Origin of the sequence: Stenotrophomonas sp. 22692 (assembly GCF_052045015.1) — a bacterium.
GTDB lineage: Bacteria > Pseudomonadota > Gammaproteobacteria > Xanthomonadales > Xanthomonadaceae > Stenotrophomonas > Stenotrophomonas geniculata.
Window position 1 is genome coordinate 1 of sequence record NZ_JBQEMR010000026.1, and the last position, 25,163, is coordinate 25,163.

22 protein-coding genes and 1 pseudogene are annotated in these 25,163 nt (G+C 67.6%); 17 read left to right on the top strand and 6 right to left on the bottom strand.

The genetic code is table 11. The features are described 5' to 3' along the window. Window positions 1-147: 147 nt before the first annotated feature. Complete coding sequence (locus ACTJJM_RS15560; protein WP_010485034.1) at window positions 148-852, top strand: helix-turn-helix domain-containing protein; 705 nt, start codon at window positions 148-150, stop codon at window positions 850-852. Window positions 853-861: 9 nt separating this feature from the next. Here the strand turns inward: ACTJJM_RS15560 and ACTJJM_RS15565 are convergent, their stop codons facing one another. Then, window positions 862-1,740, bottom strand: coding sequence for a sterol desaturase family protein (locus ACTJJM_RS15565; protein WP_227199619.1), 879 nt, complete (start codon window positions 1,738-1,740; stop codon window positions 862-864). Window positions 1,741-1,856: 116 nt separating this feature from the next. Here ACTJJM_RS15565 and ACTJJM_RS15570 point away from each other — a divergent pair, with 116 nt between their 5' ends. From ACTJJM_RS15570 to ACTJJM_RS15600, 7 genes are all read left to right on the top strand, one after another. After that, the gene (locus ACTJJM_RS15570; RefSeq protein ID WP_010485030.1) at window positions 1,857-2,807 is read left to right on the top strand and encodes a LysR family transcriptional regulator; all 951 of its coding nucleotides are present in this window, start codon (window positions 1,857-1,859) and stop codon (window positions 2,805-2,807) included. A gap of 92 nt (window positions 2,808-2,899) precedes the next feature. Beyond that, complete coding sequence (locus ACTJJM_RS15575) at window positions 2,900-3,550, top strand: DsbA family oxidoreductase (RefSeq protein WP_440865802.1); 651 nt, start codon at window positions 2,900-2,902, stop codon at window positions 3,548-3,550. Window positions 3,551-3,585: 35 nt separating this feature from the next. Beyond that, window positions 3,586-4,593: a cyclase family protein gene (locus tag ACTJJM_RS15580; RefSeq protein ID WP_049454631.1), complete on the top strand. Its 1,008-nt coding sequence runs from the start codon at window positions 3,586-3,588 to the stop codon at window positions 4,591-4,593. 241 nt (window positions 4,594-4,834) lie between these two features. Beyond that, the gene (imuA, locus tag ACTJJM_RS15585; RefSeq protein WP_049454633.1) at window positions 4,835-5,449 is read left to right on the top strand and encodes a translesion DNA synthesis-associated protein ImuA; all 615 of its coding nucleotides are present in this window, start codon (window positions 4,835-4,837) and stop codon (window positions 5,447-5,449) included. A gap of 9 nt (window positions 5,450-5,458) precedes the next feature. Continuing rightward, entirely contained in the window at window positions 5,459-6,868 is a 1,410-nt protein-coding gene (locus ACTJJM_RS15590) for a Y-family DNA polymerase (protein ID WP_049454635.1), read from the top strand. 6 nt (window positions 6,869-6,874) lie between these two features. After that, window positions 6,875-9,985 carry an error-prone DNA polymerase gene (locus tag ACTJJM_RS15595; protein WP_049454637.1) on the top strand — a complete coding sequence of 1,037 codons (3,111 nt, stop codon included), beginning with the start codon at window positions 6,875-6,877 and terminating at the stop codon, window positions 9,983-9,985. Between the two features lie 81 nt (window positions 9,986-10,066). Further along, window positions 10,067-10,573 (top strand): hypothetical protein, encoded by a 507-nt coding sequence (locus tag ACTJJM_RS15600; protein ID WP_010485017.1) that lies wholly within the window; start codon window positions 10,067-10,069, stop codon window positions 10,571-10,573. Between the two features lie 102 nt (window positions 10,574-10,675). Here ACTJJM_RS15600 and ptsJ read toward each other — a convergent pair whose 3' ends face one another. Next, window positions 10,676-11,962 (bottom strand): MocR-like B6 salvage transcription factor PtsJ, encoded by a 1,287-nt coding sequence (ptsJ, locus tag ACTJJM_RS15605; RefSeq protein WP_049454639.1) that lies wholly within the window; start codon window positions 11,960-11,962, stop codon window positions 10,676-10,678. 76 nt (window positions 11,963-12,038) lie between these two features. Between ptsJ and ACTJJM_RS15610 the strand changes: the two genes are divergently transcribed. The 9 genes and pseudogenes from ACTJJM_RS15610 to ACTJJM_RS15650 all read left to right on the top strand — a co-directional run bounded on the left by ACTJJM_RS15610 (window position 12,039) and on the right by ACTJJM_RS15650 (window position 19,924). Then, a complete protein-coding gene (locus tag ACTJJM_RS15610; protein WP_010485014.1) occupies window positions 12,039-12,812 on the top strand; it encodes a YggS family pyridoxal phosphate-dependent enzyme in 774 nt (257 codons plus the stop codon). Beyond that, window positions 12,809-13,510, top strand: coding sequence for a glutamine amidotransferase (locus tag ACTJJM_RS15615; protein WP_019660234.1), 702 nt, complete (start codon window positions 12,809-12,811; stop codon window positions 13,508-13,510). The genes ACTJJM_RS15610 and ACTJJM_RS15615 overlap by 4 nt, the downstream gene beginning before the upstream one ends. Next, a complete protein-coding gene (locus ACTJJM_RS15620) occupies window positions 13,507-13,731 on the top strand; it encodes a hypothetical protein (RefSeq protein ID WP_010485009.1) in 225 nt (74 codons plus the stop codon). The genes ACTJJM_RS15615 and ACTJJM_RS15620 overlap by 4 nt, the downstream gene beginning before the upstream one ends. A 108-nt stretch (window positions 13,732-13,839) precedes the next feature. Then, window positions 13,840-14,346 carry a hypothetical protein gene (locus ACTJJM_RS15625; protein WP_049454641.1) on the top strand — a complete coding sequence of 169 codons (507 nt, stop codon included), beginning with the start codon at window positions 13,840-13,842 and terminating at the stop codon, window positions 14,344-14,346. A 124-nt stretch (window positions 14,347-14,470) separates the two neighbouring features. Then, window positions 14,471-14,980 carry an RNA polymerase sigma factor gene (locus ACTJJM_RS15630; protein ID WP_049454643.1) on the top strand — a complete coding sequence of 170 codons (510 nt, stop codon included), beginning with the start codon at window positions 14,471-14,473 and terminating at the stop codon, window positions 14,978-14,980. Further along, on the top strand, window positions 14,977-15,903 hold the full coding sequence (locus ACTJJM_RS15635) for a FecR family protein (protein WP_010485002.1): 927 nt from the start codon (window positions 14,977-14,979) through the stop codon (window positions 15,901-15,903). The genes ACTJJM_RS15630 and ACTJJM_RS15635 overlap by 4 nt, the downstream gene beginning before the upstream one ends. Window positions 15,904-15,967: 64 nt before the next feature. Further along, entirely contained in the window at window positions 15,968-18,439 is a 2,472-nt protein-coding gene (locus ACTJJM_RS15640) for a TonB-dependent receptor (RefSeq protein WP_049454645.1), read from the top strand. Then, window positions 18,426-19,218: pseudogene (locus ACTJJM_RS15645) on the top strand (ChaN family lipoprotein). The gene ACTJJM_RS15640 and the pseudogene ACTJJM_RS15645 overlap by 14 nt, the downstream one beginning before the upstream one ends. Beyond that, complete coding sequence (locus ACTJJM_RS15650; RefSeq protein ID WP_010484995.1) at window positions 19,211-19,924, top strand: energy transducer TonB family protein; 714 nt, start codon at window positions 19,211-19,213, stop codon at window positions 19,922-19,924. Before ACTJJM_RS15645 ends, ACTJJM_RS15650 begins: the two are co-directional and overlap by 8 nt. Here the strand turns inward: ACTJJM_RS15650 and ACTJJM_RS15655 are convergent. The 4 genes from ACTJJM_RS15655 to adiC all read right to left on the bottom strand — a co-directional run bounded on the left by ACTJJM_RS15655 (window position 19,921) and on the right by adiC (window position 25,132). After that, on the bottom strand, window positions 19,921-20,355 hold the full coding sequence (locus tag ACTJJM_RS15655; RefSeq protein ID WP_010484993.1) for a RidA family protein: 435 nt from the start codon (window positions 20,353-20,355) through the stop codon (window positions 19,921-19,923). The genes ACTJJM_RS15650 and ACTJJM_RS15655 overlap by 4 nt on opposite strands. A gap of 184 nt (window positions 20,356-20,539) precedes the next feature. Continuing rightward, the gene (locus ACTJJM_RS15660; RefSeq protein ID WP_197602176.1) at window positions 20,540-21,442 is read right to left on the bottom strand and encodes a cation diffusion facilitator family transporter; all 903 of its coding nucleotides are present in this window, start codon (window positions 21,440-21,442) and stop codon (window positions 20,540-20,542) included. A gap of 28 nt (window positions 21,443-21,470) precedes the next feature. Further along, entirely contained in the window at window positions 21,471-23,759 is a 2,289-nt protein-coding gene (locus tag ACTJJM_RS15665; RefSeq protein WP_049433662.1) for an Orn/Lys/Arg decarboxylase N-terminal domain-containing protein, read from the bottom strand. A 20-nt stretch (window positions 23,760-23,779) separates the two neighbouring features. Then, window positions 23,780-25,132 (bottom strand): arginine/agmatine antiporter, encoded by a 1,353-nt coding sequence (gene adiC / locus ACTJJM_RS15670; protein WP_049454649.1) that lies wholly within the window; start codon window positions 25,130-25,132, stop codon window positions 23,780-23,782. Between the last annotated feature and the right edge of the window lie 31 nt (window positions 25,133-25,163).

Below are 25,163 nucleotides of genomic sequence, written 5' to 3' on the forward strand. Positions count from 1 at the left end.
TCGCGCCATCCATGGCGCTCACGCCCCCGCAACCGGACCCACCCCGCCTTCGACAATTCGCCGCAATCTGCAGTAGATCCACGCCAGGCGTGGATGCTCTTCGATCAATCGTCGAATTAATCGATTTCGATGGAGATTCATCCACGCATGGCGTGGATCTACAATCCCTCCATGTCCTCCCCCGCCCTGCCCTGGAATGGCACGCTGCTGCTGGATGCTCACGTGGCGGTGCTGCAGGGCCATGCCGGTGACAGCAGCGTACATGCGCACTACGCCCATCAACTGCTGCTGAGCGACGGTACGCCCTGGCAGGTCGAAGTCGATGGCGTACGGCAGCAGGGCCAACGGCTGTGGCTGCCCTCCTTCCAGACGCATGCGATCCTGTCGGCGCCGGAAGCGGGCTGCACGGTGTTCCTCGAACCCGCGCATGCCGATTCCACGCAGATCCAGCAGCATCTGCACGCACTGCCGGGCAATACCATGGAGCTACGCGACTGGCTGCCACGGCTGAGCCGCCCACAACCGCTGGACCGCCGCGTGCAGGCGGCATTGGCCCGTATCGCCCAGCACCTGCCTGACCCGGTGCCGGCCGCCGATATCGCCGAGGCGGCGCACCTGTCGGCCAGCCAGCTGCACCGGCGTTTCCAGTCCGACCTGGCGGTGACACTGCGCGGCTGGGTACTGTGGCAACGCCTGCGCAATGCACTCACGCATCATCTGCACGGCCACAGCCTGACCGACAGTGCGCATGCCGCTGGATTCGCCGATCTGGCCCATCTGTCGCGCAGCCTGCGCCGCATGTTCGGCATCAGTGCCGCGCAACTGCAGGGCCTGCAGCTGCACGCGGCCTGACACGACCCATCATCCGCGCCTGCGCAGACCTTCAGGCAGCTCCGGCACCTCGCCATGTGGCAGTTCGCGGAACGGCGCCAGCAGTTGCCCGGGGTAATCGCGCGGATAGTCCGGCTGGCTGCCGATGCCGAGGTCGTGCTGGCGCAGCCGATAGCCCGGCGCATCGAAGGCGGTCCCCAGCAGGTGATCCCAGACGGTCAGGAACAGGCCGAAGTTGACGTCGCCGGCGGTGCCGTAACGCATGTGGTGGAAGCGGTGCAGCGGCGCCCAGGCCATCACCCGGCCCAGCACGCCGGGACGCATGTCTACGTTGGAGTGCTGCAGCAGCAGCTGGATGGCAATGGCGAAGGCCAGCACCGCCGCCACCGGCATCGGCAGGCCCAACAGCAGCAGCGGCAGCACGCCGCCCACCGCTTCGGCGGCCTGGTGCAGTGGGTGTTTCATCAGCCCGTTGAAGCCATACATGCGGGTCACGCTGTGATGCACGGCATGCAGACGCCATAGCCAGCCGATGCGATGGCTGGCGTAGTGCACCAGGGTGATGCCGAGATCGGCAGCGATGATCGCCACCAGTAGCTGCAGTGCGAACGGCCACTGCAGCGGCCACAACTGCCACGGAATGATCGCCGCCAGCAGCGGCACCGCCGCGATCGACAACAGGTTCAGGCCTTCGTTGACCAGCGCGTGCAGGGCGTCACGCACACGGTCGCCGTGGTCGCGGTTGAACGCAGGGTCATACGGCCAGGCGCGCTCGGCGACGAACGAAACCGCAATGGCGATCGCCAGCAGGGCCAGCAGCCACAACGGATCGCCATGGCAGTGGCCGACCCAGACGACGGCAGTGGCGACGAATCCAAGCAGGAACAGCGGGGCATACAGGCGGAGCATCCAGTGCTTCATGGGCAACCCGGGAAGTGAGGGGCCTGCATGCTGGCGTGGCGTGTGGGTTGCGGGCTTGAACAAACGGCGCAACCCTGCGGGCACCACGCTTCCCACATCCACGCATGGCGTGGATCTACAATGATGCTCTCATCGCGCCCGGGACCGGCATGGACTCCTTCAACCTGATGCGCGCCTTCCGCCGCATCGTCGAACGCGGCGGGCTCGCTCGTGCCGCCGAAGACCTGGGCATGTCGCCGGCCGGCCTGAGCAAGCAGTTGCGCACGCTGGAAACGCACCTGGGCGTGGTGCTGCTGCAGCGGACCACGCGGCGCATGAGCCTGACCGAAACCGGCCACGCCTATTACCGCGAATGCTGCCGCCTGCTCGACGAGCTGGAAGCGCTGGAACGCGGCATCGCCGAACAGCGCGGCGAGGTGGCCGGACGCCTGCGCGTGAACGCGCCGCAGTCATTCGCACTGAGCACGCTGTCGCCGCTGCTGCCGCGCTTCCTGCAGCAGCATCCACAGTTGTCGCTGGACCTGGTGATGGAAGATCGCCTGCTCGATGCAGTCGGTGAGGGTTTCGATGTGTCGCTGCGGCTGCGTGCCGAACTGGATGATTCACGCCTGGTGGCGCGCCGGCTGGCGTCGCTGCAGCAGGTGCTGTGCGCGGCCCCGTCCTACCTGCGGCAGCATCCGGCACCGCAGGCGGTGGACGATCTGCAGGCGCACAGCGTGCTGGCCTACAGCCTGTCCGACTCCCCCGGCAGCTGGCCGCTGCTCGGTCCCGATGGCCAGGTGACAATCACCCTGCCCGCGCGCGTCACCGTCAACAACAGCTTGCTGCTGCGCGACCTGCTGGTGGCCGGCATGGGCATCGGTGCCCTGCCCTCGTTCCTGGCCGCGCCGGCACTGGCCCAGGGCGAACTGCAGCAGGTGCTGCCCGACCACCGCTATCCGCCGCGCTTCGTGCATGCGGTCTACCCCACGTCGCGCCATCTGCAACCCAAGGTACGCGCCTTCATCGATTTCCTGCACGCCGAGCTGCCCGGCTGCGCTGGCCTGGATTCGTAACCGCCAGCGAAAACTGAGCTGCCCGCGGCGTGCTGTTTCGGCCACGCCGCGCTGCCTAATCTGCCGCCTCCCCTCTCACCGATGGCAGGCAGATGTCTTCCGTTCCTTCCCCCGCCACCGCCGCGCCGGTGGTCGATTTCTTCCACGACGTGGTCTGCGGCTGGTGCTTCGTGCTGGCCCCGCGCCTGAAGCAGGTCTCCGCCGAACTCGGCATCCAGGTGCGCCACCGCAGCTTCGTGCTACAGGACTCGCGCGCACAGATGGTCGAGGTGTTCGGCTCGATGGAGCGCGCCAAGGCGATCATCCTGCGCCACTGGACCGACTGCGCCGCGCATGAAGACACCGCGCGCATCGATATCGAAGGCATGCGCGCGCAGGACTTCGAGTATCCGTCCGGCTGGCTCGGCGCACTGGCCTGCCAGGCTGCCGGCATGCTCGGTGGCAACGACGCCCATGGCGCGATGTTCGATGCCGTGCAGTGGGCGCACCTGCACCAGCACCGCAACATCGACGACGCCGAAGTCCTGCTGGATATCGCCGAAGCGCTGGGCCATCCACGTGGCGCCTTCGCTGACCACATGCGCAGCGACGCAGTACGCCAGCGCGTGCAGGTCGATCGCGCCGAAGCCGCTGCCCTCGGCGTCCGCTCCATTCCCACCGTGATCGGCGGCAACGGCCTGCGCCTGCAGACCCTGCCGCTGCCACACCTGCGCCAGGCCCTGGCGCACCTGGTCGCGGCCTGAGCCGCGCCCTCCCCCACCCTGCAAGGAGATTTCCCATGACCCCACGCACCCTGGCCACCGCGCTGGCCCTGCTGCTGGCCGGCACCGCAGCTTCCACCACCGTGTCCGCGCACGAACGCGTACCCTCCGGCCAGCAGGTCGGCACCAGCCCCTGGGGGCCGAAGGACGAGATCGGCCGCCTCAACCTGATCACCGAGGCCTCGCGTGCGGCGATCCTGTCGCGGGTCAGCGGCGGCAAGGCCTATGACCTGGCCACCGAGTACTACGTCGGCATGCCCAGCTGGCAGGATGCCGGCGACCCGCACTACCAGTTCTGGATGACCCACACCCCGCGCGGCACGGTGATGGATGATCCGATGGGCGTGGGCGAAACCATGAACCTCACCCGCAGCTACACCGGCACCGCGTTCTCGATGTACAGCCACACCGGCACCCACATCGATGCGCTGAACCACTTCGGCATCCATGGAAAGATCTGGAATGGCTTCGAGGCCGACAAACACCTCGGCGACCGTGGCTGGAAGGTCACCGGCATCGAGAAGTTCCCGCCGTTGATCGCGCGTGGCGTGCTGATCGACGTGGCCACCGCCAAGGGCGTGGACATGCTGCCGGACAGCTACCGCGTCACCCGCCAGGACCTGAAGGATGCGCTGGCACGCCAGAAGGTGAAACTGCAGCAGGGCGACGTGGTGCTGATCCGCACCGGCCGCATGCGCCTGTTCGAACAGCCCAAGGCCTACATGGCCAACCCGCCGGGCATGGGCCTGGACGCGGCGCGCTTCCTGATCGAGGACAGCGGCGCGATGATCGTCGGTGCCGACAACCTCAGCTTCGAGACCTTCCCCTCGGAGGTGTCCGACGACTACGTGCCGCTGCACACCTACCTGCTGGCCCAGCAGGGCGCGCCGATCATCGAGCTGGTGGCGCTGGACGAACTGGCCCACGACAAGGTCTACGAGTTCGCCTTCATCGGCGGCCCGCTGAAGATCCGCGGTGGCGATGCCGCGCCGCTGCGCCCGGTCGCGCTGCCGGTCCGCCCGTAACCGGGGGCATACCCGGGTAGCGCCGGGCCATGCCGGGGGGCCGACCTTGGTCGGCACCCCTACCCCTTCAGCAACCTGAAATCCGATCCTCCGATTTCATTAGTAATTCTACTCACAAGGCGAGTAGCATGTCCGGTCTCAGCCCCTGATATCGGCCCGTCGATACTCGCGTCATGCTCGCCGTTTCCGCCCGTTCCTGCCGCTTCCAGCCTGCCCGGCGCCTCCCCTGGAGGACCCGCTGATGGGTGCCGTCGTCGCCCTCGACCGGCTGCTTGACGGCCGCCAGCTGTGGCGCGGCGCGGCCCGCCAGGGGCCGGCCAGCGACCATCTGGCCAGCGGTCACCCGGCACTGGATGCGCGCCTGCCCGGCGGCGGCTGGCCCAGCAGCGGGCTATGCGAGGTACTGCAGGCCGCGCCCGGCGTCGGCGAACTGGCTCTGGTCTGGCCAGCGCTGGCGAAGCTGAGCCAGCGCGACCGCCCGATCGTGCTGGTCGCCCCACCCTATCGCCCGCACGCTCCGGCCTGGGCAGCGGCCGGGCTGGATCTGACCCAGCTGCAGATCATCCACGCCGCGCCGAAACAAGCGTTGTGGGCCACCGAACAGTGCCTGCGCTCGGCCGCCTGTGCAGCAGTGCTGTGCTGGCCACACCAGGCCGATGACCGCTCACTGCGCCGCCTGCAGGTGGCGGCCGACAGCGGCCAGTGCCTGGGCTTCGTGTTCCGCGAGGCGCAGGCGGCGCGCAATCCCTCCCCGGCCAGCCTGCGCCTGCAGCTCGACCACGGCCAGGTGCGGGTGCTGAAGTGCCGTGGCGGCCTGCCGCCGGCGCAGCCGTTGCCGCTGGCCATCGCCCACTGAGGCCGCGCCATGCACTGGGCCTGTCTGTTGTTGCCGCAGCTGGCGCTGGACAGCGTGCTGCGCCTGCAGCCCGACCCGCAGCGGCCACTGGTGCTGCTGCAGGGGCCGGCACAGCGTCGCGTACTGCGTGCGGTCAGCCCGTCGGCACGCGCAGCGGGGCTGCGCCCGGGCATGCTGCTGTCGGCTGCGCAGGTACTGGTGCAGGACCTGCATCTGCACGATTACGATCCCAGCGCCGAACAGCACACCCGGCAGCTGCTGGCCAGCTGGGCCTATGCCTACAGCTCGCAGGTCAGCCTCGATTTTCCGCACGCGCTGGTCATGGAAATCGGTGCCAGCCGCGCCCTGTTCGGCGACTGGCTGACGATCGAGCAGCGGCTGCGCAACGAACTGCATGAGCTTGGTTTCCGCCATCGCCTGGTGGCCGCGCCCACCGCGCATGCCGCGCGCGTGCTGGCCAACGTTCACGACGGCCTCGGCATCGATGCGCAGCAGCTGCCAGCGGCACTGGCGCAGCTGCCCTTGCCTCGCTGTGGCCTGCCCAGCGAAGCAGTGACCGTACTCGGCCGTTCCGGCCTGCGCACGCTGGGTGCGGTGCTCGAGCTGCCGCGCGACAGCCTGGCCCGGCGCTTCGCACCGGACGTGCTGCAGCAGCTGGATGCGCTGCGCGGGCTGCCCACCGCGCCACTGCGCTACTACCAGCCACCGGACCGTTTCGATGCGCGCATCGAATTCGAATACGAGATCGAATCCAGCCAGGCCCTGCTGTTTCCGCTGCGTCGCCTGCTGCTGGACCTGGCCGCATTCCTGTGTTCGCGCGATGGCGGCGTGCAGCGCTTCGACCTGCATTTCGAGCACGACATGCTGCCGGCCAGCGTGCTGACCATCGGCCTGCTGGCGCCCGAGCGCGATCCCGCGCTGCTGTTCGAGATCGCACGCAACCGCATGGAAGCGTTTGCCCTGCCGGCCGGCAGCCGCGCACTGCGCCTGCAGGCCGAGCAGCTGCCACCGTTCGTGCCCGCCGCGCGTGACCTGTTCGATACCCGGCCGGCACAGGCGATGCCCTGGAACCAGCTGCGCGAGCGCCTGCGCGCGCGGCTGGGCGATGACGCCGTGCAGCCGCTGGCGGTGCAGGCCGACCATCGCCCCGAACGCGCCAGTGGCATCCAGCCGCCAGCCAAGCCTCCGTCGTACTGGCCACTGCGCCCCGGCTGGCTGCTGGACACGCCGCAACCACTGCGTGATCCGCGGCTGCGCATCGTCACCGGGCCGGAGCGGATCGAATCGGGCTGGTGGGATCAGGCCGATGCACGGCGCGACTATTACGTGGTGGAAACTGCTCACGGCCAGCGCGGCTGGGCCTTTCGTGAGCGCAACGACCCGCATGCGCCGTGGATGCTGCACGGCTGGTTCGGCTGAGCCACCATGCACAGCGAACTGCCCGGCTACGCCGAACTGCACTGCCTGTCGGCCTTCAGTTTCCAGCGTGGCGCCTCGATCGCCGAAGAACTGTTCGCGCGCGCCGCCGGCCAAGGCTATCGAGCGTTGGCGATCACCGACGAATGCTCGCTGGCCGGCATCGTACGCGCTTGGCAGGCGGCGAAGACGCATGGCGTGGCGCTGATTGTCGGCGCCGAATTCCAGGTCGAGGATGGGCCGAAACTGGCCCTGCTGTGCACCGACCAGGCCGCCTATACGGGGCTCTGCCAGTTGATCACCACCTGCCGGCGGCGGGCCGCCAAGGGCGAGTACCGCTGCCTGCGCGAGGACCTTCTCGGCCTGCCCGTCGGCCTGCTGTGCCTGTGGCTGGACCGGCAACCGGCCGCCACCGACCTGGAACTGCTGCGCGCCGGCTTCGATGATCGGCTGTGGCTGGCGGTGGAGCTGCACCACGAACACGACGATGCACGCCGCCTGCAGCAGCTGCAGTCCTTCGGCGAACGCCATTGCCTGCCGCTGGTGGCCAGTGGTGATGTGCACATGCATGTACGCCGCCGCCGCGCCCTGCAGGACACGCTGACCGCGATCCGCCACCGTTGCAGCGTGGCCGAAGCTGGATGGCGCCTGTTCCCCAATGGCGAGCGCCACCTGCGCCCACGCACCGCGCTGGCCCAGCTGTACCCGCCTGAGCTGCTGGCCGAGACCCTGCGCATCGCCGAGCGCTGCCACTTCACCCTGGAACAGCTGCAGTACACCTATCCGCGTGAGCTGGTGCCCGAAGGGCATGATCCGGACAGCTGGCTGCGCGTGCTGGTCGAGCGTGGCATCCCGTGGCGCTGGAAGAACGGCATCCAGCCGGCACAGCGCGAGCAGATCGAACACGAACTTGCGTTGATCAAGCAGAAGAACTACGCCTCCTACTTCCTCACCGTGCAGGACATCGTGCGCTTCGCCCGCAGCCAGGACATCCTCTGCCAGGGGCGCGGCTCGGCGGCCAACTCGGCGGTGTGCTTCGTGCTGGGCGTGACCGAGATCGACCCGGCGCGCAGCAACCTGCTGTTCGAGCGCTTCATCTCCGCCGAGCGCGACGAGCCACCGGATATCGACATCGACTTCGAGCACGAGCGTCGCGAGGAGGTGCTGCAGTACGTGTTCAAGCGCTACGGCCGCGAGCGCGCCGCACTGACCGCGGTGGCGATCAGCTACCGTGGCCGCAGCGCGATCCGCGACGTGGCCCGCGCACTGGGCCTGCCGATGGACCAGGTCAACGAACTGGGCGCGGCGATGGACCACTGGGGCGGCAACATCCCATTGCCGGAAACCCTGCGCGAGCGCGGTTTCGATCCGGACACGCCGTTGATGCGGCGCCTGCTGGCGCTGACCACCGAGCTGATCGATTTCCCGCGCCACCTGTCGCAGCACCCGGGCGGCTTCGTGATTTCAGAGCACCCGCTGTCGACGCTGGTGCCGGTGGAAAACGCGGCGATGGCCGACCGCACCGTCGTCCAGTGGGACAAGGACGATCTGGATGCCACCGGCCTGATGAAGGTCGACTGCCTGGCGCTGGGCATGCTCACCGCCATCCGTAAATGCCTGGCGATGCTGCAGCAGCACGGCCTGCACAGTGGACGCATGGATGCGATCCCTGCCAAGGATACGAAGACCTACGACATGATCTGCGCCGCCGACACCATCGGCGTGTTCCAGATCGAATCGCGTGCGCAGATGGCGATGCTGCCACGCCTGCAGCCGCGCTGCTTCTACGATCTGGTGATCGAAGTGGCGATCGTGCGCCCCGGCCCGATCCAGGGTGACATGGTGCACCCCTATCTGGAACGGCGGAGGATCCTGCGCGAGCAAGGCCCGGAGGCACTGAACGACCCGGACAATCCGCTCTACCCACCGCAGCTGGAACGCGTGTTCGCACGCACGTTGGGCGTACCACTGTTCCAGGAGCAGGTGATGCAGCTGGCAGTGGAAGCAGCAGGTTACACACCTGGCCAGGCCGATGCCCTGCGCCGCTCGATGGCGGCATGGAAGCGTCGTGGCGGCCTGGAACCGCATCGCGAGAAGTTGCTGGCCGGCATGTTGAAGAATGGCTTCAGCCGCGACTACGGCGAGCACCTGTTCGAGCAGATCAAGGGCTTCGGTGATTACGGTTTCCCGGAAAGCCATGCTGCCAGCTTCGCCCTGCTGACCTATAACAGCTGCTGGCTGAAGTGCCATCATCCCGCCGCGTTCACCGCCAGCCTGATCAACAGCCAGCCGCTGGGGTTCTACAGCCCCGACCAGCTGCTGCAGGATGCACGCCGCCATGGCATCGGCGTGCTGCCGGTGGACGTGCGCCACAGCGACTGGGACTGCACGCTGGATTTCAGCAAGGGACCGGCGGCGATCCGGCTCGGCCTGCGCCTGATCGATGGCTGCAACGAACCCGTCGTGCAGGCCATCATGCGCGAACGTGCGCAGCGCCCGTTCGACGATGTGGGCGACCTGTGCCAGCGCACCGCACTGGATCGCCGCCAGCAGGGCCTGCTGGCCGATGCCGGTGCACTGCGTGGGCTCAGTGGCCATCGCCATCGTGCACGCTGGGATATCTCCGGCGTGGAAAACCGGCTGCCACTGTTCGACCAGGCCCGCGCCACTGCCGAAGCCCGCGTGCCGTTGCCCCTGCCCAGCGCCTGGGAGGACATGCAGGCCGATTATCGCAGCACCGGCACCACACTTGGCCGCCACCCGATCTCGTTCCTGCGCGCGCAGCTGCGCAGCCGTGGCTGTCTGGACGCTGCACAACTGGCCGGGCATGGCCATGGCCGTCGCGTGCGCATCGCCGGCCTGGTACGCATGCGCCAGCGCCCGCAGACCGCCAGCGGCGTCACCTTCCTCACGCTCGAAGATGAGACCGGCATGGTCAACGCCGTGGTCTGGCGACACCTGGCCGATCGCCAGCACCGGGTGCTGGTCGATACCCAGCTGATGCAGATCGATGGCCGCCTGGAACGCGTCGATGGCGTGCAGCACGTCATCGTGCAGCGCATGCACTGCCTGGATGAACTGCTGCAGGGACTGCGCAGCCACAGCCGCGATTTCCACTGACGATACACAACGTCACACAACGAACTGGCCATTGCCGGTCCGCATCCGCTATCGTCGGCACATCCAAGGAAGGACGACCCGATGCCCCGTGCGCTGCTGCTGACCACCCTGGTGGTCTCGACCCTCGCCCTGCTGGTTTCCGGCTGGACCGCCTGGAGCCTGCATCGCAGCCAATCACCACAGCGCATCATCGAGGCGCGCGGGCTGGTCATCCACGATGCAAGCGGCCAGCCGCGGGTGATCCTCGGCGCACCGGTTCCCGATCCGCTCAGCCAGGGCCGCACCCAGGGGCCGCGTGCCACCGCCCTGTCAGGCATGATCCTGCTCGGTCCCGATGGTTCCGAACGCGGCGGCTACGGCACCAGCGACCGCGGCGGCGAAGCCCTGCTGACCCTGGACGATGCCACCGGCACCACTGAAGTATTCAAGGTCGTCGCCAACCCGGACCGCGGCGCCAGCCTGATGGTCAAGCACCAGAACAACACCGGCGCCATGCTCACCTCCTGGCAGGGCAAGCCGGAGCTGATGTTCGTCGATGACAGCGGCCAGTCCTACTACGTGCGTCCCGGCGCCAACGCCGCGCCCTGATCTGCTTGTGTAGCGTCGAGCCATGTTCGACTGCTTCTATCAACAGCAGCCGAGCATGGCTCGGCTCTACAAAGGCGAAGCAACGTCGAGCATGGCTCGACGCTACAGAGCGAACACCGCCGCCAGGTCATCCGCCAGCTGCCGCAGCTGCGCTGCCCCCAGCGCAGCGCAGGTGATGCGCAGGCCATGCCCCGGCGCTGCCACCGAGAACACTTCGCCCGCGCGCACATGCCATCCACGCGAAGCCAGGGCCAGCACCTGCGGATGGCTGTCGGCCTGCAACGGCAGCCACAGGTTCAATCCTTCCATCGGCAACGGTGTCGGCAGGCCACGCGCATGCAGCAACTCCTGCAGCGAGCGCAGGCGCTGCTGGTAACGCTCACCTGCCGAAGCGATCTTCGCCCGCTGCGTTGCCGACGACAGCACCGAGGTCGCCGCATCCTGCAGCAGGTGACTGACCCAGCCGGTGCCGGACGCCAATCGCAGCCGCAGCCGCATCGCGGTCTCTTCATCGCAGGCCAGCCAGGCCAGCCGCAGGTCCGGGCCGAGCGGTTTGGACAACGAACGCAGCAGCGCCCAGCGCCGGCCATCCAGCGGCAGCACCGAGTGATAGGCCTGCTGCGAGAGCAGCGCGTAGTGATCGTCGATCAACACCGCCACCTGCGGGTAGTCCGCCAACAACTGCCGCAACGCCCGCGCCCGCTTCGCATCCAGGCTGGCCCCGGTCGGGTTGTGTGCCCGCGGGGTCAGCAACACCGCGCGTGCACCGGCCTCCAGTGCCTGCCGCAGCGAATCGACCTGCATGCCATGCGCGTCCACCGCCACCGGCAACGGCGCGTGGCCCACAGCGTTGAGCACGTTGAGGCTGCCGAGGAAGCACGGATCCTCCACCGCGATGCGATCCCCCGGCAGCAGCCACGCCGACAGCAGGCGTTCGATGCCATCGACCGCGCCATGGGTCAGTTCCAGCGCATAGCCCTCCGGGCAGTCCGCATCCAGCGAGGCGCGTGCCAGCGCCTCCAACCTCGGGTCGACCGTGCCCACGCCATACAGCCGTGGTGCGGCCGGGGCCAGGCGCAGGTTCGGCAGCAGGCGTGGATCCGGGTTGCCACCGGCCAGGTCCTGCAGGGCCAGCCCGGGCGTACTGCCTTCACGCGCCAGCGGCGGCGGCAGGCCACGCACCACCGTGCCGCGGCGGCCCGCCGTGCTGGCCAGGCCCGCCGCATCCAGGCGCTTGTAGGCAGCAGCCACGGTGTTGCGGTTCACTCCCAGCTGCTCGGCCAGTTCACGCACCGGCGGCAACACGCTGCCGGCCGGAAGGCGGCCCTTGCCGATGCCGTCGCGGATGCTGTCGAAGATCGACTCGGCGCTATGCCCGGTGATTTTCATTTTGTCCTATGCCAAAATATCTCTTGTCCTGTGCCAGTGTATCCCACCCTGGCCACCCTGCATTGGAGGTGCCCGCATGCCCCTTGCCGCTGCCGACTGGCCCGTCGCCCAGTCCGTTGAACAGATCGCCGCCAACCTGGTCACGGTGCGCCAACGCATCGCCGATGCCTGCGCCCGCGTCGGCCGGGACCCGGCCAGCGTGCGCCTGCTGCCGGTCAGCAAGACCGTCGATGACGCCCGCATCCGCATGGCGGTAGCCGCAGGCTGCCACGAACTGGGCGAGAACAAGGTGCAGGAGGCACAACGCAAGGCTGAAACGATGGCCGACCTGGGCGTGCACTGGTCGGTGATCGGCCATCTGCAGACCAACAAGGCGCGCTACGTGGCGCGCTTTGCCAGCGAGTTCCAGGCGCTGGACAGCCTGCGCGTAGCCGAGGCCCTGCAGCAGCGCCTGCAACTGGAAGACCGCACGCTGGATGTGTTCGTGCAGGTCAACACCTCGGCCGAACCGAGCAAGTACGGCCTGGAACCCGACGCGGTCGAGGCCTTCGTGCAGCAGCTGCCGGCCTTCGATCGCCTGCACGTGCGCGGCCTGATGACCCTGGCCATCTTCACCCCCGATGTCGAGCGCGTGCGCGCCTGCTTCGTGCGCCTGCGCGAACTGCGCGACCAGCTGCAACGCACCGCCCCACCCGGCCTCGACCTGTCGCAGCTGTCGATGGGCATGTCCGGTGATTTCGAAGTGGCCATCGAGGAAGGTGCCACCGTGGTCCGCGTCGGCCAGGCCATCTTCGGTGCCCGTGCCACCCCGGACAGTTTCTACTGGCCGAACAGCGGAGCACCGGCATGAAGCACGCGGTTGTCCTGCAACACGTTGCCTTTGAAGACCTCGGCACCCTGAAACCGTTGCTGCTGGCGCAGGGCTGGCAGCTGCACGTGCTGCAGGCCGGTGTCGATGTCCTCGATGGCGCCGAAACCGCCGATCTGCTGGTCGTGCTGGGCGGTCCCATCAGTGCCAATGACACAGGGACCTATCCCTTCGTCAACGACAGCATTGCCCTGCTGCAGCGCCGGCTGCAGCGGCAGCGGCCGACCTTGGGCATCTGCCTGGGTGCACAGCTGATGGCGCGGGCACTCGGTGCCAGTGTCGCTCCCAGTGGTGGCAAGGAAATCGGCTTTGCGCCACTGCTGCTGACCGATGAAGGCCAGCGTTCTCCGCTGCAGTCCCTGCAGGGCATTCCGGTACTGCATTGGCATGGTGAAGCGTTCGAACTTCCGGCCGGTGCACGCCGCCTGGCCAGCACGCCGGCCTGCCGTCACCAGGCATTCGCCATCGGCAGCCACGCACTGGCCCTGCAATGCCATCCGGAACTGGACGCCCGCCAGTTCGAGCGTTGGCTGATCGGCCACACGCTGGAGCTGGCCCAGGCCGGCATCGATCCCAACGACCTTCGCGCGCAGGCGCGTCGCTATGGCGCACCACTGGCTGCGGCCGCCACCGCGATGTTCGACCATTGGCTGCAGGACCTGCCGGAGACACCACAATGAACTACCGATTGCAGATCCACCGCGATGGCGCCCACTGGGGTCACTTCGACTGCAGCGGCCCCGATGCCCTGCAACGCATGGACGCCATCGCCGCACAGCTGCCTGCCGATCAGGGCTTCCAGCTGAAACGGCAGAAAGGGGTCAGCGAAGAGCGCATCCTGTCCAGCAATGCCGATGGCCTGCGCGTACTGGCTTCGCAGATCCAGTACCGCGACATCTGACCCGACGATGGTAGTGCCTGCCGCTGGTCGGCATCCGACGGGAGAACAGGTTTGCCGGCCAGCGGCCGGCACTACCCTGGCTGTTCGCCCGCGTGCGAAGCTTCACGGATGCTGACCCTGCAACGCGGCAACCACCACGGACTGCTCATCGCCCCGCGCTGGCCCTCCACCCGCATCCAACTGGAAGAAGAGGTACTGCAACGCCTGCTCGACGCGCAGGCAATGCTGCCTGCCGGGCTGCGCCTGCTGCTCACTCGTGGCTTCGAACCCAGCCACAGCCGTCTCGGTGGCTTCCGCCGCGTGGTGCGACGGCTCGGCATTGCGGTGTTCCGCACCTGCTACCCGCAGCGCCGCGATGAGATCGATGCCATCTTCGGTGCCAACGGCCACGACATCGATGGCCGTCATATCGATGTCTCACTGGTACTGCACGGCAAGCGGCTGCGGCTGCTGCCGCTGGGCGTGTTCACCCCACCGCGCTGGCAGGATCATCGCGTCGCCCATCATGCCGAAGCGGTCGCGCGGGTGAAGCGCAGCCTGCAGCATTGCGGCTTCGAGCTGCATCACAACCCCACCGAGGCCCTGCAGATCCACTGCGACTATCGCCCGCGCTGACGCCGCGGTGGCCCATGCATGCTGCGCCTCATGCCATAGATGCAAATGATTCTCTTTTGCTGTAAGGTGCAGCCGCTGCCCTTGCCGCCGCGGGCTGTTCCCTTTCCCAGTTGTCGCCCGCCCCGTGTCCACGCCTGTCGAACCGACGGATGTCGCGCAGCTGTGCGCGGCCCATTACCGGCCGCTGCACGCCCATGTCCGCCGCAAACTCCCGCAACGCAGCGACGCTGATGACGTCGTCCAGGAAACCTGGCTGCGTGTCGTCAAAGTCGCCACCAGTGGCCTGCTGAGCAATGGCCGCGCCTATCTGTACCGCGTCGCCCACAACCTGATCGCCGATCACTACCGGCAACGCCAGCGCCGTCGCGAAGAGGTGCTGGATGACACGCAGTTGAATGCCATCGCCGATCCTGCGCCGCTGCCCGAGCAGCGACTGCTCGACGCCGAACAACTGCGCCACCTCGACGCGATCATCGCCGCGCTGCCGCCACGCCCGCGCCAGGTGTTCCTGCTGGCCCGTGTGGAACAGTTGGCGCTGGCCGAGATCGGGCGCCAGCTGGGGATCAGCCGGCAGACCGCGCACGGCCATCTGCTGCGCGCCCTGGTCGCATTGCAGCAGGTGCCGGGCGCATGAGCCAGGAGACCATTGCACGCGAAGCTGCACGCTGGTGGCTGGATGCGCACGACGGTGACCGCGATGAGAACGCGTTCGAGCAATGGTGCCGGGCCGATCCACGCCATGCGGCGCAGTACCTGCACCTGCAGGAGTTGTGGCAGGCCGGTGCGGCGACGCCCAGCCTGCAGCGGCAACAGCAGCGCAGGCAACGCCGTCGCCTGCGCGAAGCCGGCATTGCGGTTCTGTTGCTGTGCGCGCTGGGTCTCTACAGCCGCCATGCCTCGCCACCCGTGGCACAGGTACTGCGTACGGCCGCTGGCGAGATCCGCGAGGAAACTCTTCCGGATGGTTCGCATGTACTGCTGTCACCTGGCAGCGAAGTGAAGGTGCGCATCGATGGGCAGCGCCGCCAGCTCCAGCTGCAGCGCGGCCAGGCCTGGTTCCAGGTCGCCGCCGATGCCGACCGGCCATTCCAGGTGCACACCCCACAGGGCACCGTCACTGCACTGGGGACCGCATTCGATCTTGCCGTGCAGGGCAACAGCAGTGTGGTCACCGTTACCGAGCATCGCGTGCGCGTGGACAGCGGCAACGTCAGCATGCTGGCCGACGACGGCGAGCAGCTGCGCTTCGATGGGCAGGCAACAGCCCATGCAACAACGGCTGCCCCCGGAACATTGGCCTGGCGCGAGCGGCGCCTGCACTGGGTCTCGGCCCCGCTGGCCGACGTCACGCAGGGCCTGGACCGCTGGCATGGCGGGCATACGTGGGTCGTCGGCGAGCAGCTGCGCCAGCAGCCGGTCACCCTGCTCGGCAGTGCCGACGGTGCAGCCAGCAATCGCGACCAGCTGGCCACGCAACTGCAGGTGCGCGTGCTGCGCCTCGGCGCGGGCATACAGGTGTGGCTGCCGCCACGCAGGGAGCAGCGTGATGGACCCTGACATCCGGCCTGCGACTGCGTCTACCCAGGATGACGACGTTCTGCGTCAGCCCCTGGAGCCCCCGATGCTGTGCCCCCGCCCCCTTGTCCTTGCCCTGTCGCTGGCCTGCACCAGCGCCCTTCCGCTGCTGCCCGGCAGTGCCCACGCACAGACCGCCACACGCTCCTACGATCTGCCCGCCCAGCCGCTGGCGGCCGCGCTGGACGCCTACAGCCGGCTGACCGGTGTCGACCTGGTGATCGGCGCGGCGCTGCCTGCCGGTCATTCGGCCCCTGCTCTGCGCGGTGACTTCGACGATGCGCAGGCCCTGTCGCGCCTGCTGGCAGGCAGCGGCCTGCGACCGCGCTTCGTCGATGCGCGCCGCGCCGCCCTGGAACCGGCGCCGGCTGAACGCACCGATGGCAGCCGTCGCACCGGCCCGCTGCGGGTGCAGGGCACTACCGCGCACGGCCAGGCACCGGGCGCCGGCGCCAGCCAGTATGTACCGGCCACCCGCGATGGCTTTGCGCCCTCGGTCGGCAGCGAGCGCGTGGCGATGGCCGAACGCCAGGAAGGCAACAGCCTGCTGCGCTCGATGCCCGGCACCCACAGCTTCCATTCGCGCAGCCAGCCGGGCCTGCAGGTCAACATCCGCGGCATGACCGGTGCCGGCCGGGTCAACACCATGATCGACGGTGTCACCCAGACCTTCCGCAACAATGCCGGGCATGGTTCGGGCGGTCCGTTCGCCTATGTCGATCCCTTCCTGCTGGCCGGTGTGGACGTGCAGCGCGGTGCGGTCGCTGGCGGTGACGGCGCTGGTACGCTGGCCGGCAGTGCCAACTTCCGCACCCTGGATATCGACGATCTGCTGGGTGAGGGCCGTGACTGGGGCCTGCGCGCCGGCTATCGCCATGGCAACAACGGCTATGGCAGCGGCCGCACCTTCGCCGGTGCATGGCGCCACAGCGAAGAAGGTGGCGACCGTCAGTTCGGCCTGCTGGCCGCCGCCAGCAGCAGCCGCAGCAGCGAATACGCGACCGCGCGTGGGCAGAAGAACAACGCCGACCCCGGCAGCCAGCAGCCCAGCAGCTGGCTGCTGAAAGCACGCCTGCAGCCCAGCGACCAGCATCGGCTGGACCTGAGCCACATGCGTTACGAAAACGACTTCTACCACAACTACCCGTGGCAGATTTCCGCGCGCAACCAGCGCGCCAGCTACCACTACACACCCTATTCGCCATGGATCGACCTGCGCGCGACCTTCGCGAGCAACAAGACCCGGCTGTTCTATCCGCCGGTGGAAGATTCAAGCTACATCGGCCGCCGCACCCACAGCAGCCTGAGCAGCTGGACCCTCGACAACACCAGTCGCTTCGACATCGGCGCACTGCAGGCGCGCTGGAACACCGGCATCAAGCACCAGTCGGACATCTATGTGGCCGATACGCCCATCCTGCGCGGTGCCAACCCGCAGGGTCGCAGCCAGCTGGACAGCGTGTTCAGCACGCTGGAACTGCAGTACGACATCTACGCGCTGACTGCCGGCCTGCGCCAGGACCGCTTCGGCATCCGTGGCCACATCCCGGTGTGCTCGGATGTGCCCGGCCAGTGCGCGGAGATCAATGGCGGCGACATCGACGTGCGTCGCAGCGAGCGCGCACTCAGCCCGAGCCTGGCGGTTTCACTGCAGGCCACTGACTGGCTGCAGCTGTTTGCCGAGGTCTCGCGCACATCACGGCCGCCGCGCGTGCAGGAGATGTTCTTCGAGAAGATCCCGCTGGAGGACGCCAGCGTCGCCGACGGCATCGGCGCCAATCCGTTCCTGCGCCGCGAGCGCTCGCGCAACCTGCAGTTCGGCGCCAACCTCAGCATCGACTCGCTGCTGGTCGAGGGTGACCTGGCACAGCTGCGCATCACCCGCTTCGACAACCGCATCCGCGACTACATCAAGCCGCAGTACCTGCTGATCGTGCATCCGCCGGAAGTGGAACCGCTGGTGGTGCCGATCGACAGCGATCCGCAGCTCAATGCCTGGACCGATGTGCTGGATGCAGACGACTTCACCGCCACGACCCGCTGGATGAACCATCCCGGCGTCGTGCGCATGCGCGGCATCGAGCTGGAGGCGCATTACGCCAGCGAGCACTACCACGCCACGCTCAGCTGGACCCGCTCGCGCACCAGCGCACCGGCCATCGAGTTCGTCAACCTGGAAGACATCACCGCCCTGCCGGACCGCTATTGGACCCTGGACGTAGGCGGCCGCTGGTGGCAGCAGCGCGTGCAGGCCGGCCTGCGCGCCGCGTACTCCGGGCCCACCGAGGAGGGCTACGACTTCTTCCAGACCCGCAAGACCGGCGGCACCGGCGTGCTGCTGGACTTCTACGCGAGCTTCAAGCCCCAGGCCAACACCACGCTGTGGCTGAACATCGAAAACCTGCAGAACAAGGCCTATGACAACAATGCCTCGATCGACAGCATCTTCAGCCCGATCCTGGACCGCGGCAACGGCCGCGGCCGTACCGTCTCGATGGGCGTCAATGTGGCGTTCTAGCCGTCACTGGCTGCCCGTATGCCTGCTCGCGCTGGCCGCGGTGGCTGGCGCGCAGCCGGTGCCCGGCACAGTGATCGACCTGGCCACTGGCCAGCACCTGGACGAAGCCGCATTCGTGACACGCGCGGCGCACGCCCAGCGGCTGTTGCTGGGTGAACGCCATGATCTCGCCGGAGACCACGCCGCCCAGCGCTGGCTGCTGCAGGCCCTGCAGCAGCAGCGCCCGCAGGGTTCACTGGTGCTGGAAATGATCGCCAGCGAGCGCCAGCCACGCCTGCAGCGGGTGCAGCGCTGGCTGGCCAAGGGCCACCAGGCCGAAGGTGCACGCCTGCAGGAACTGCTCGACTGGGATACGCGCTGGCCGTGGGCCGCGTATGGCGGGCTGGTACGGGAGGCTGCCGATGCAGGCACGCCGTTGTTCGGCGGCAACCTGTCGCGTGCCGAGGTCAACGCGCTGCTGGCCTCGACCGAGGGCGTGCGATTCCCGGTGGCCGCTGCCCGCCAGCGCCTGTCGGCGGTGGTGCTGGCCCAGCACGCAGACGCGGCACCGATTCTGGAAGGGATGCTGGCCGTGCAACAGGCCCGCGATACGCGCATGGCGCGGGTGCTGCTCGATGCGCCCGCGCCAGCGCTGCTGGTAGCAGGTCGCTGGCATGTACTGCGCGGTACCGGGGTACCTGTCACCGGATACGCCTGCGCTGGTGATCGCATTGGCTTCACCGGGTGAAACCGTCGATGCGGCAGATGCCGATCTGCTGTGGGTACTGGACGATGAGTGAGCGTGGCCAACACTGGCAGGCGATCGCGATCACCGTCGTGCTGCATCTGCTGCCACTGCTGCTGTTGGTGCACTGGGTCGCGATGCCGCCGATGCTGCCGCCGCCGGAGCAGGACGTGCGCATCAGCCTGCGCCTGCTGGCACCGGCCACGCCGCCACAGCCGGTAGAGGAGCGCCAGGCCGAAACCCCCAGCCAGGCGCAGCAGGCGCGTGCATCGCAACCCACAAAGTCGCCCCCGCCACCGAAGCCCACCGCCGCGCGCGAGGGCGAGCTGGCCGCCAGCGAAACGGGTGGCACGGGCCGCCAGCCACTGCCAGTCGCCCCGCCTGCGGCCGCGACCGATGCAAGTCCCGCACCGGCATCGATCACGGCCGCGCCGCCTGCTCCAGACGCGCCACCGGCAGACTTCCAGGCCGGCGCCGCCAGCGACCAGTGGGAAGCCCGCCTGATGGCGCGGCTGGAGCGTTACCGCTACTACCCTGCCGCCGCGCGCTCGCGCCGGCAGCAGGGCACTGCGTGGGTCAGGGCCAGCATCGACCGCGAAGGTCGCCTGCTGGCGCTGCGGCTGGAGCAGTCCAGTGGCCAGCCGATGCTCGATGACGCCGCGCTGCAGACCTTCCGTCGCGCGCAGCCGCTGCCGCCCATTCCCGATGAACTGAAGGCACCGCAGGAGCTGGTGGTGCCGGTGGAGTACTACCTGCGCTAGGCGGCATAAGCCTCCGCCTCGATCTCGAACAGCATGCCGTCCAGCGCCAGCCGCGGCACCGGGATCAGCGTGCAGGTGGGCGCGGCGCGGTTCGGCCAGCGCCGCCGCACCTGATGGGCGATGATGCCCAGCCGGTCTTCGTCGTGGTCCACCACCAGGATGCGCAACCGCGCCACATCAGCCAGGCTTGCCTGCGCCGAGCGCAGCGCGGTCTGCAGGTTGTCCAGCGCCTGCCCGACCTGGTCTTCGAAACTGGGCGAGAGACGGCCCTGGGCATCTTCACCGCCCTGCCCGGCGACATGGATCACCCGTGCCGGCAGGCGCACCACCGCCACGTGGGAGTAGCCGTTCGCGGAAGGGTCGTAGAGGCCGGGAGGATTGAACAGCTCCAGCAGGCCATGGCTGAGGTCCGGTGTGGTCAGCAGGTTCATGCCGCGCGCCTCGTGGGGGTTGCAGGCAGTCTGTGACCTCAACCCAGGTTGAGGTCAAACGGATCCGGTGCAACAGACCGGTCTGCCACGCGCAACGATCACGCCGACGTGTAGAGCCGAGCCCGTGCTCGGCTGCGCTGCGCGAATGGCAGCCGAGCATGGGCTCGGCTCTACCGTTTCCCGCTCACGTCCACGCCGGGTCTGCCGTGAAATCGATGGTCAGCCAGAACGTGCTGCCGCGCGCATCCAGCCGCACCGCGATCTCATCGCGCATCGCATCAACCTCGCCCACCGACCCCAGCGGCGTACCCGGGTCGGCCAGCACATGGATCTCGATGAAGCGCATCCGCCCCATCTTCGCCACGTGACTGGTAAAACCGGCATAACCGCGCTCGGCCACGAATGCCTGCATCACCTGCTGCACGCGCCGGTCCAGATCATCCGGTGCCACCTGCAGTACTTCACGCATGGCCTTCCACGCGCTGCGCGCCGGCACCGGCAGCACCGCCAGGCTGATCAACGCCAGCACGATCGAATCCAGGTACGGCACCCAGTGGTGCCATTCGCCCCCCTGCAGGGCCAGGGCCAGTACGAAGGCCAGTACCACCGCCAGGCTCATCAACCCACCCAGCAGCCAGCCACGCACGTCCAGCCACAACAGCGCCGAGCGCAGATGCCGCGCTCGTTGGGCGACAAACAGCGCCATCGCCAGGTTGCTGGCACTCAGCAGTGCCGCCCACCACAGCGCGGGCCCGAATTTCACTTCATGCCCGCCCGTGGTCAAGCCAATCACCGCGTTGGCCAGCGCATACACGCAGGCCAGCGACAGGATCCCCCCACCGAGTGCCTCGACCATTGGCTCCAGGTGCCAGTAGCCGTACTGGAAGCGCGGGCTCTGCTCCCGCGCCACCAGCCGCAGCACCGACAACGACACCAGGGTCAGCGCGACGTCGACCAGGCTGTACACGCCATCGAACAGGATGGCCTGCGATCCCACCAGCAGGCCACCGCCGAAGCCGACCGTGCTCACCGCCAGGGTGACCCCGATGGAGAACTTCAGGATGCGTTGCTCGCGCGCGGTATCCATCGTCCGCCGAACGGCCGACCGTTGCCGGTCAGGCCTTCAGCACCTCCACCTTGTACGAAACCGCATCACCCTCCTGCTCGATGATCAGCCCGTGCACGTCCGACTCGAAGCCCGGGAAACGAGCGTTCTGTTCGCGGGCGATGCGCAGCGACTGGATGATCGGCTCGTCACTGTCGCCAAAGCGCTCGCCCGGCATGATGGTCGGAATGCCCGGCGGGTACGGCACCAGCATGGTCGCGGCGACGCGGCCACTGAGCTGCTCGATGTCGACCCGCTCGATCTCGCCCTTGACCAGGTGGTTGTAGGCATCGGCCGGGGTCATCACCGGGGTCGGCAGATCCACGTACATCTCGCGCATCACCTTGGCCACCGCAAATTCCTGGTTGAACGCATGCAGTGCATCGCACAGGTCACGCAGGCCCCAGCCGGCGTAGGCATTGGGATAGTCGGCCGCCAGCGTCGGCAGTGCCTGGCTCAGCGGCGCGTTGCGGTCATACAGTTCCTTGAATGCCATCAGCTCGGTGACCAGCGTGCTCCACTTGCCCTTGGTGATGCCCATCGAGAACAGGAACAGCACCGAGTACAGGTTGGTCTTCTCCACGGTAATGCCGCGGCCCCACAGGAACTTGCTGAGCACCGCCGCCGGAATGCCCAGCTTGCCCATGCTGCCGTCCATCGCCAGGCCCGGGGTCAGCAGGGTCACCTTGATCGGGTCGATCAGCACGTAGTCATCGACCAGGTTCTCGAAGCCGTGCCAATGGGCATCCGGTTGCAGGTACCATTCCTCGCGTTTGGCCACCAGCGGCGCCGGCGTATCACCCTTGTCCAGGCTGCGCTCGACCAGGGTCGGCTGCCACACACTGAACCACCAGTCGTCGCGGCCCAGATCGTCACGGACGTGCAGCATCGCGCGGCGGAACGCGATCGCCTCGTCGTGCATCTCCTGCACCAGCGAACGGCCAGCCTCGCCTTCCATCATCTTCGAGGCCACGTCGCAGGCCGCGATCACCCCGTAATGCGGGCTGGTCGAGGTGTGCATCATGAACGACTCGTTGAAGCGCTCGGCGTCCAGGTTGCGCTGCGCCGAGTTGCGCACGTGGATCATCGAGGCCTGCGAGAACGCCGCCAGCAGCTTGTGGGTTGAATGCGTGGTGAAGATGATCGCATCCTGCTCACGGGGCTTGCCTTTGGCCATGCCGTAGTGGTTCTCGTAGAACGGATGGAACGCGGCGTAGGCGTACCAGGCTTCATCGAAGTGCAGGAAATCGACCGCGCTGCCGATCTCATCAGCGATCTTTTCGGCGTTGTAGCACAGGCCGTCATAGGTCGAGTTGGTGACCACTGCGATGCGTGGCTTGGAACCGGCCTGGTAGGCCTGGCTGGCCAGCGGGTTGGCAGCAATGCGCTGCTGCAGCGACTCCGGCGTGAACTGGTCCAGGCTGATCGGGCCGATGATGCCGTGCGCGTTGCGGCTTGGGGTGAAGTACACCGGCACTGCACCGGTCATGATCAGCGCGTGCAGCAGCGACTTATGGCAATTGCGATCGACGAACACCACGTCACCGCGCGCCACCGTGCCGTGCCAGACGATCTTGTTGGCGGTGGAGGTGCCATTGGTGACGAAGAAGGTGTGGTCGGCACCGAAATTGCGAGCCGCCTCGTTCTCGGCATCCTTGATCGGGCCAGTGTGGTCGAGCAGCGAGCCCAGCTCCGGCACCGAGATCGACAGATCGCTGCGCAGGGTGTTCTCACCGTAGAACTGATGGAATGCACGGCCGACCGGCGACTTGGTGAACGCCACGCCACCCGCATGACCCGGCGTATGCCAGGAATAGTTCGACTCGGCCGCATGATGGATCAGCGCCTTGAAGAACGGCGGGAGCAGGTTCTTCATGTAGTCTTCGGCTGCGCGCATCACCTGCCGCGAGATGAAGCTCTTGGTGTCTTCGAACAGGAAGATGAAGCCGTGGATGTACTTGAGCAGCTTGCTCGGCACCTTCTCGATGGTGCGGCGCTCGCCGTACAGGAACACCGGCAGGTTGGCGCGGCGCGCACTCTGCTCACGCAGGAAGGCAGTCAGGCGCTGGAACTCGCCATCCACCTCTTCGCTGCCATCGATCGAAATCAGCACTGCCGAGGCCGCCACGTAGGTTCGGGCACCGGCGCGCGCATCATCCAGGTTCAGGCCGCACAGCACGCGCTGGTCGTTGCTGCGCAGTTCTTCCACCAGGGCGCGGATCAGGATGCCGCCGATGCGCGGCGACTCGTAGTCGTTGTCGATGACAATGACCGGATAGTCCAGGGACTTGAAGTACACGTTGATTCTCCTTGTCGAACTCAGGAACGCTGGGCGCCGACGCTGATGGCCGATGCCTCGCGGGCGCGCTGCCGCTGCTGGCGGCGCTCCTCGCTGAAGAAGGGATAGAACACGGTGATGAACAGCACGAACAGGAAGGCGTACTGCACGATGGTTCCCGACGAGCCGTAGATCGCCCACAGGCAGTACACAACGGTCAGGCTGGTCAGGGTCCAGAACGCACCGGTATGGACCAGGGTGTGCGAACGCTCGACCACGAAGTAGCAGGCCACGCACGAGTAGATGTAGGGCAGCAGGGTCAGTACCACGGCGGCCGACGTGATGACGTCGAACTGTGCCGACGCGGTTTCCGAGGTGGAGGTGACCAGCACCGCCAGGGTCATCAGCACCGCTACGATCAGCACGCCCTTGACTGGCACGTCATCCTTGTTGGTCTTGCTGAAGATGCTCGGGAACAGCCCGTCGTCGGACGCCGCCTTGGCGCTCTGTGCGGTCAGCAGGATCCAGCCGCCCAGCGAACCCGCCGCGCCGATGAAGGCGCACAGGCTGACCAGCGCACCGCCCCAGCCACCGACGGCCTTGGCCGCAGCCAGCGCGAACGGGGCATCGGAGGTCTGCAGTTCGCCGTTGGGCACCATGCCCATGATCACCGAGGAACTGGCGATGTAGGCGATGGCAGCCAGGAACACACCGGCCAGGGTGGCACGGGCCACGTTCTTCTCCGGGTTTTCCACCACGCCGGCGGTGACCGAAGCGGATTCGACGCCGATGAAGGCCCACAGGGTCAATGCCGCAGCACTGGAGATCGCGCCGAAGTTGGATTCACCGGACACGTTGTAGGCGCCCTTGAAGATGTCGGCATCGAAGAAGAACCAGCCGAAGATGGCGATGCCCAGGATCGGGACCAGCGCAAAGCTGGTGGTGACCGTCTGCACGCGGCTGACGAAGGCCGGGCCGATCACATTGGCGAAGCTCAGCGCCCACACCAGCACCAGCACCGCGATGCAGCGCACCAGCGGCTCGGACAGGATCGGGAAGAAGTAGCTGAAGTAGCCGACCGCCGCAATCGGGATGGCGACGTTGCCGATCCAGTTGGCGAACCAGTAGATGGTGTTGGTCTGGAAGCCCATGTAGGGCCCGAACCAGTCGCGCGCATAGGCGTATGGACCGCCCGCCTTGGGCGCCAGCTTGCCCAGCTTGGCAAACACGAACGCCAGCAGCAGCGCACCGGCGGTGGTGATCAGCCAGCCCCAGATCGAGGCGGTACCGATCTTGGCCAGGCTGGAGGGCAGCAGGAACACACCGGAGCCCATCATGTTGCCGGCGACGAGGAAGGTGGCTCCGACCACCCCGATTTTCTTTGCTTCTGCCATGACAATCTCCTGTACTGGCATGAGCCCGGTG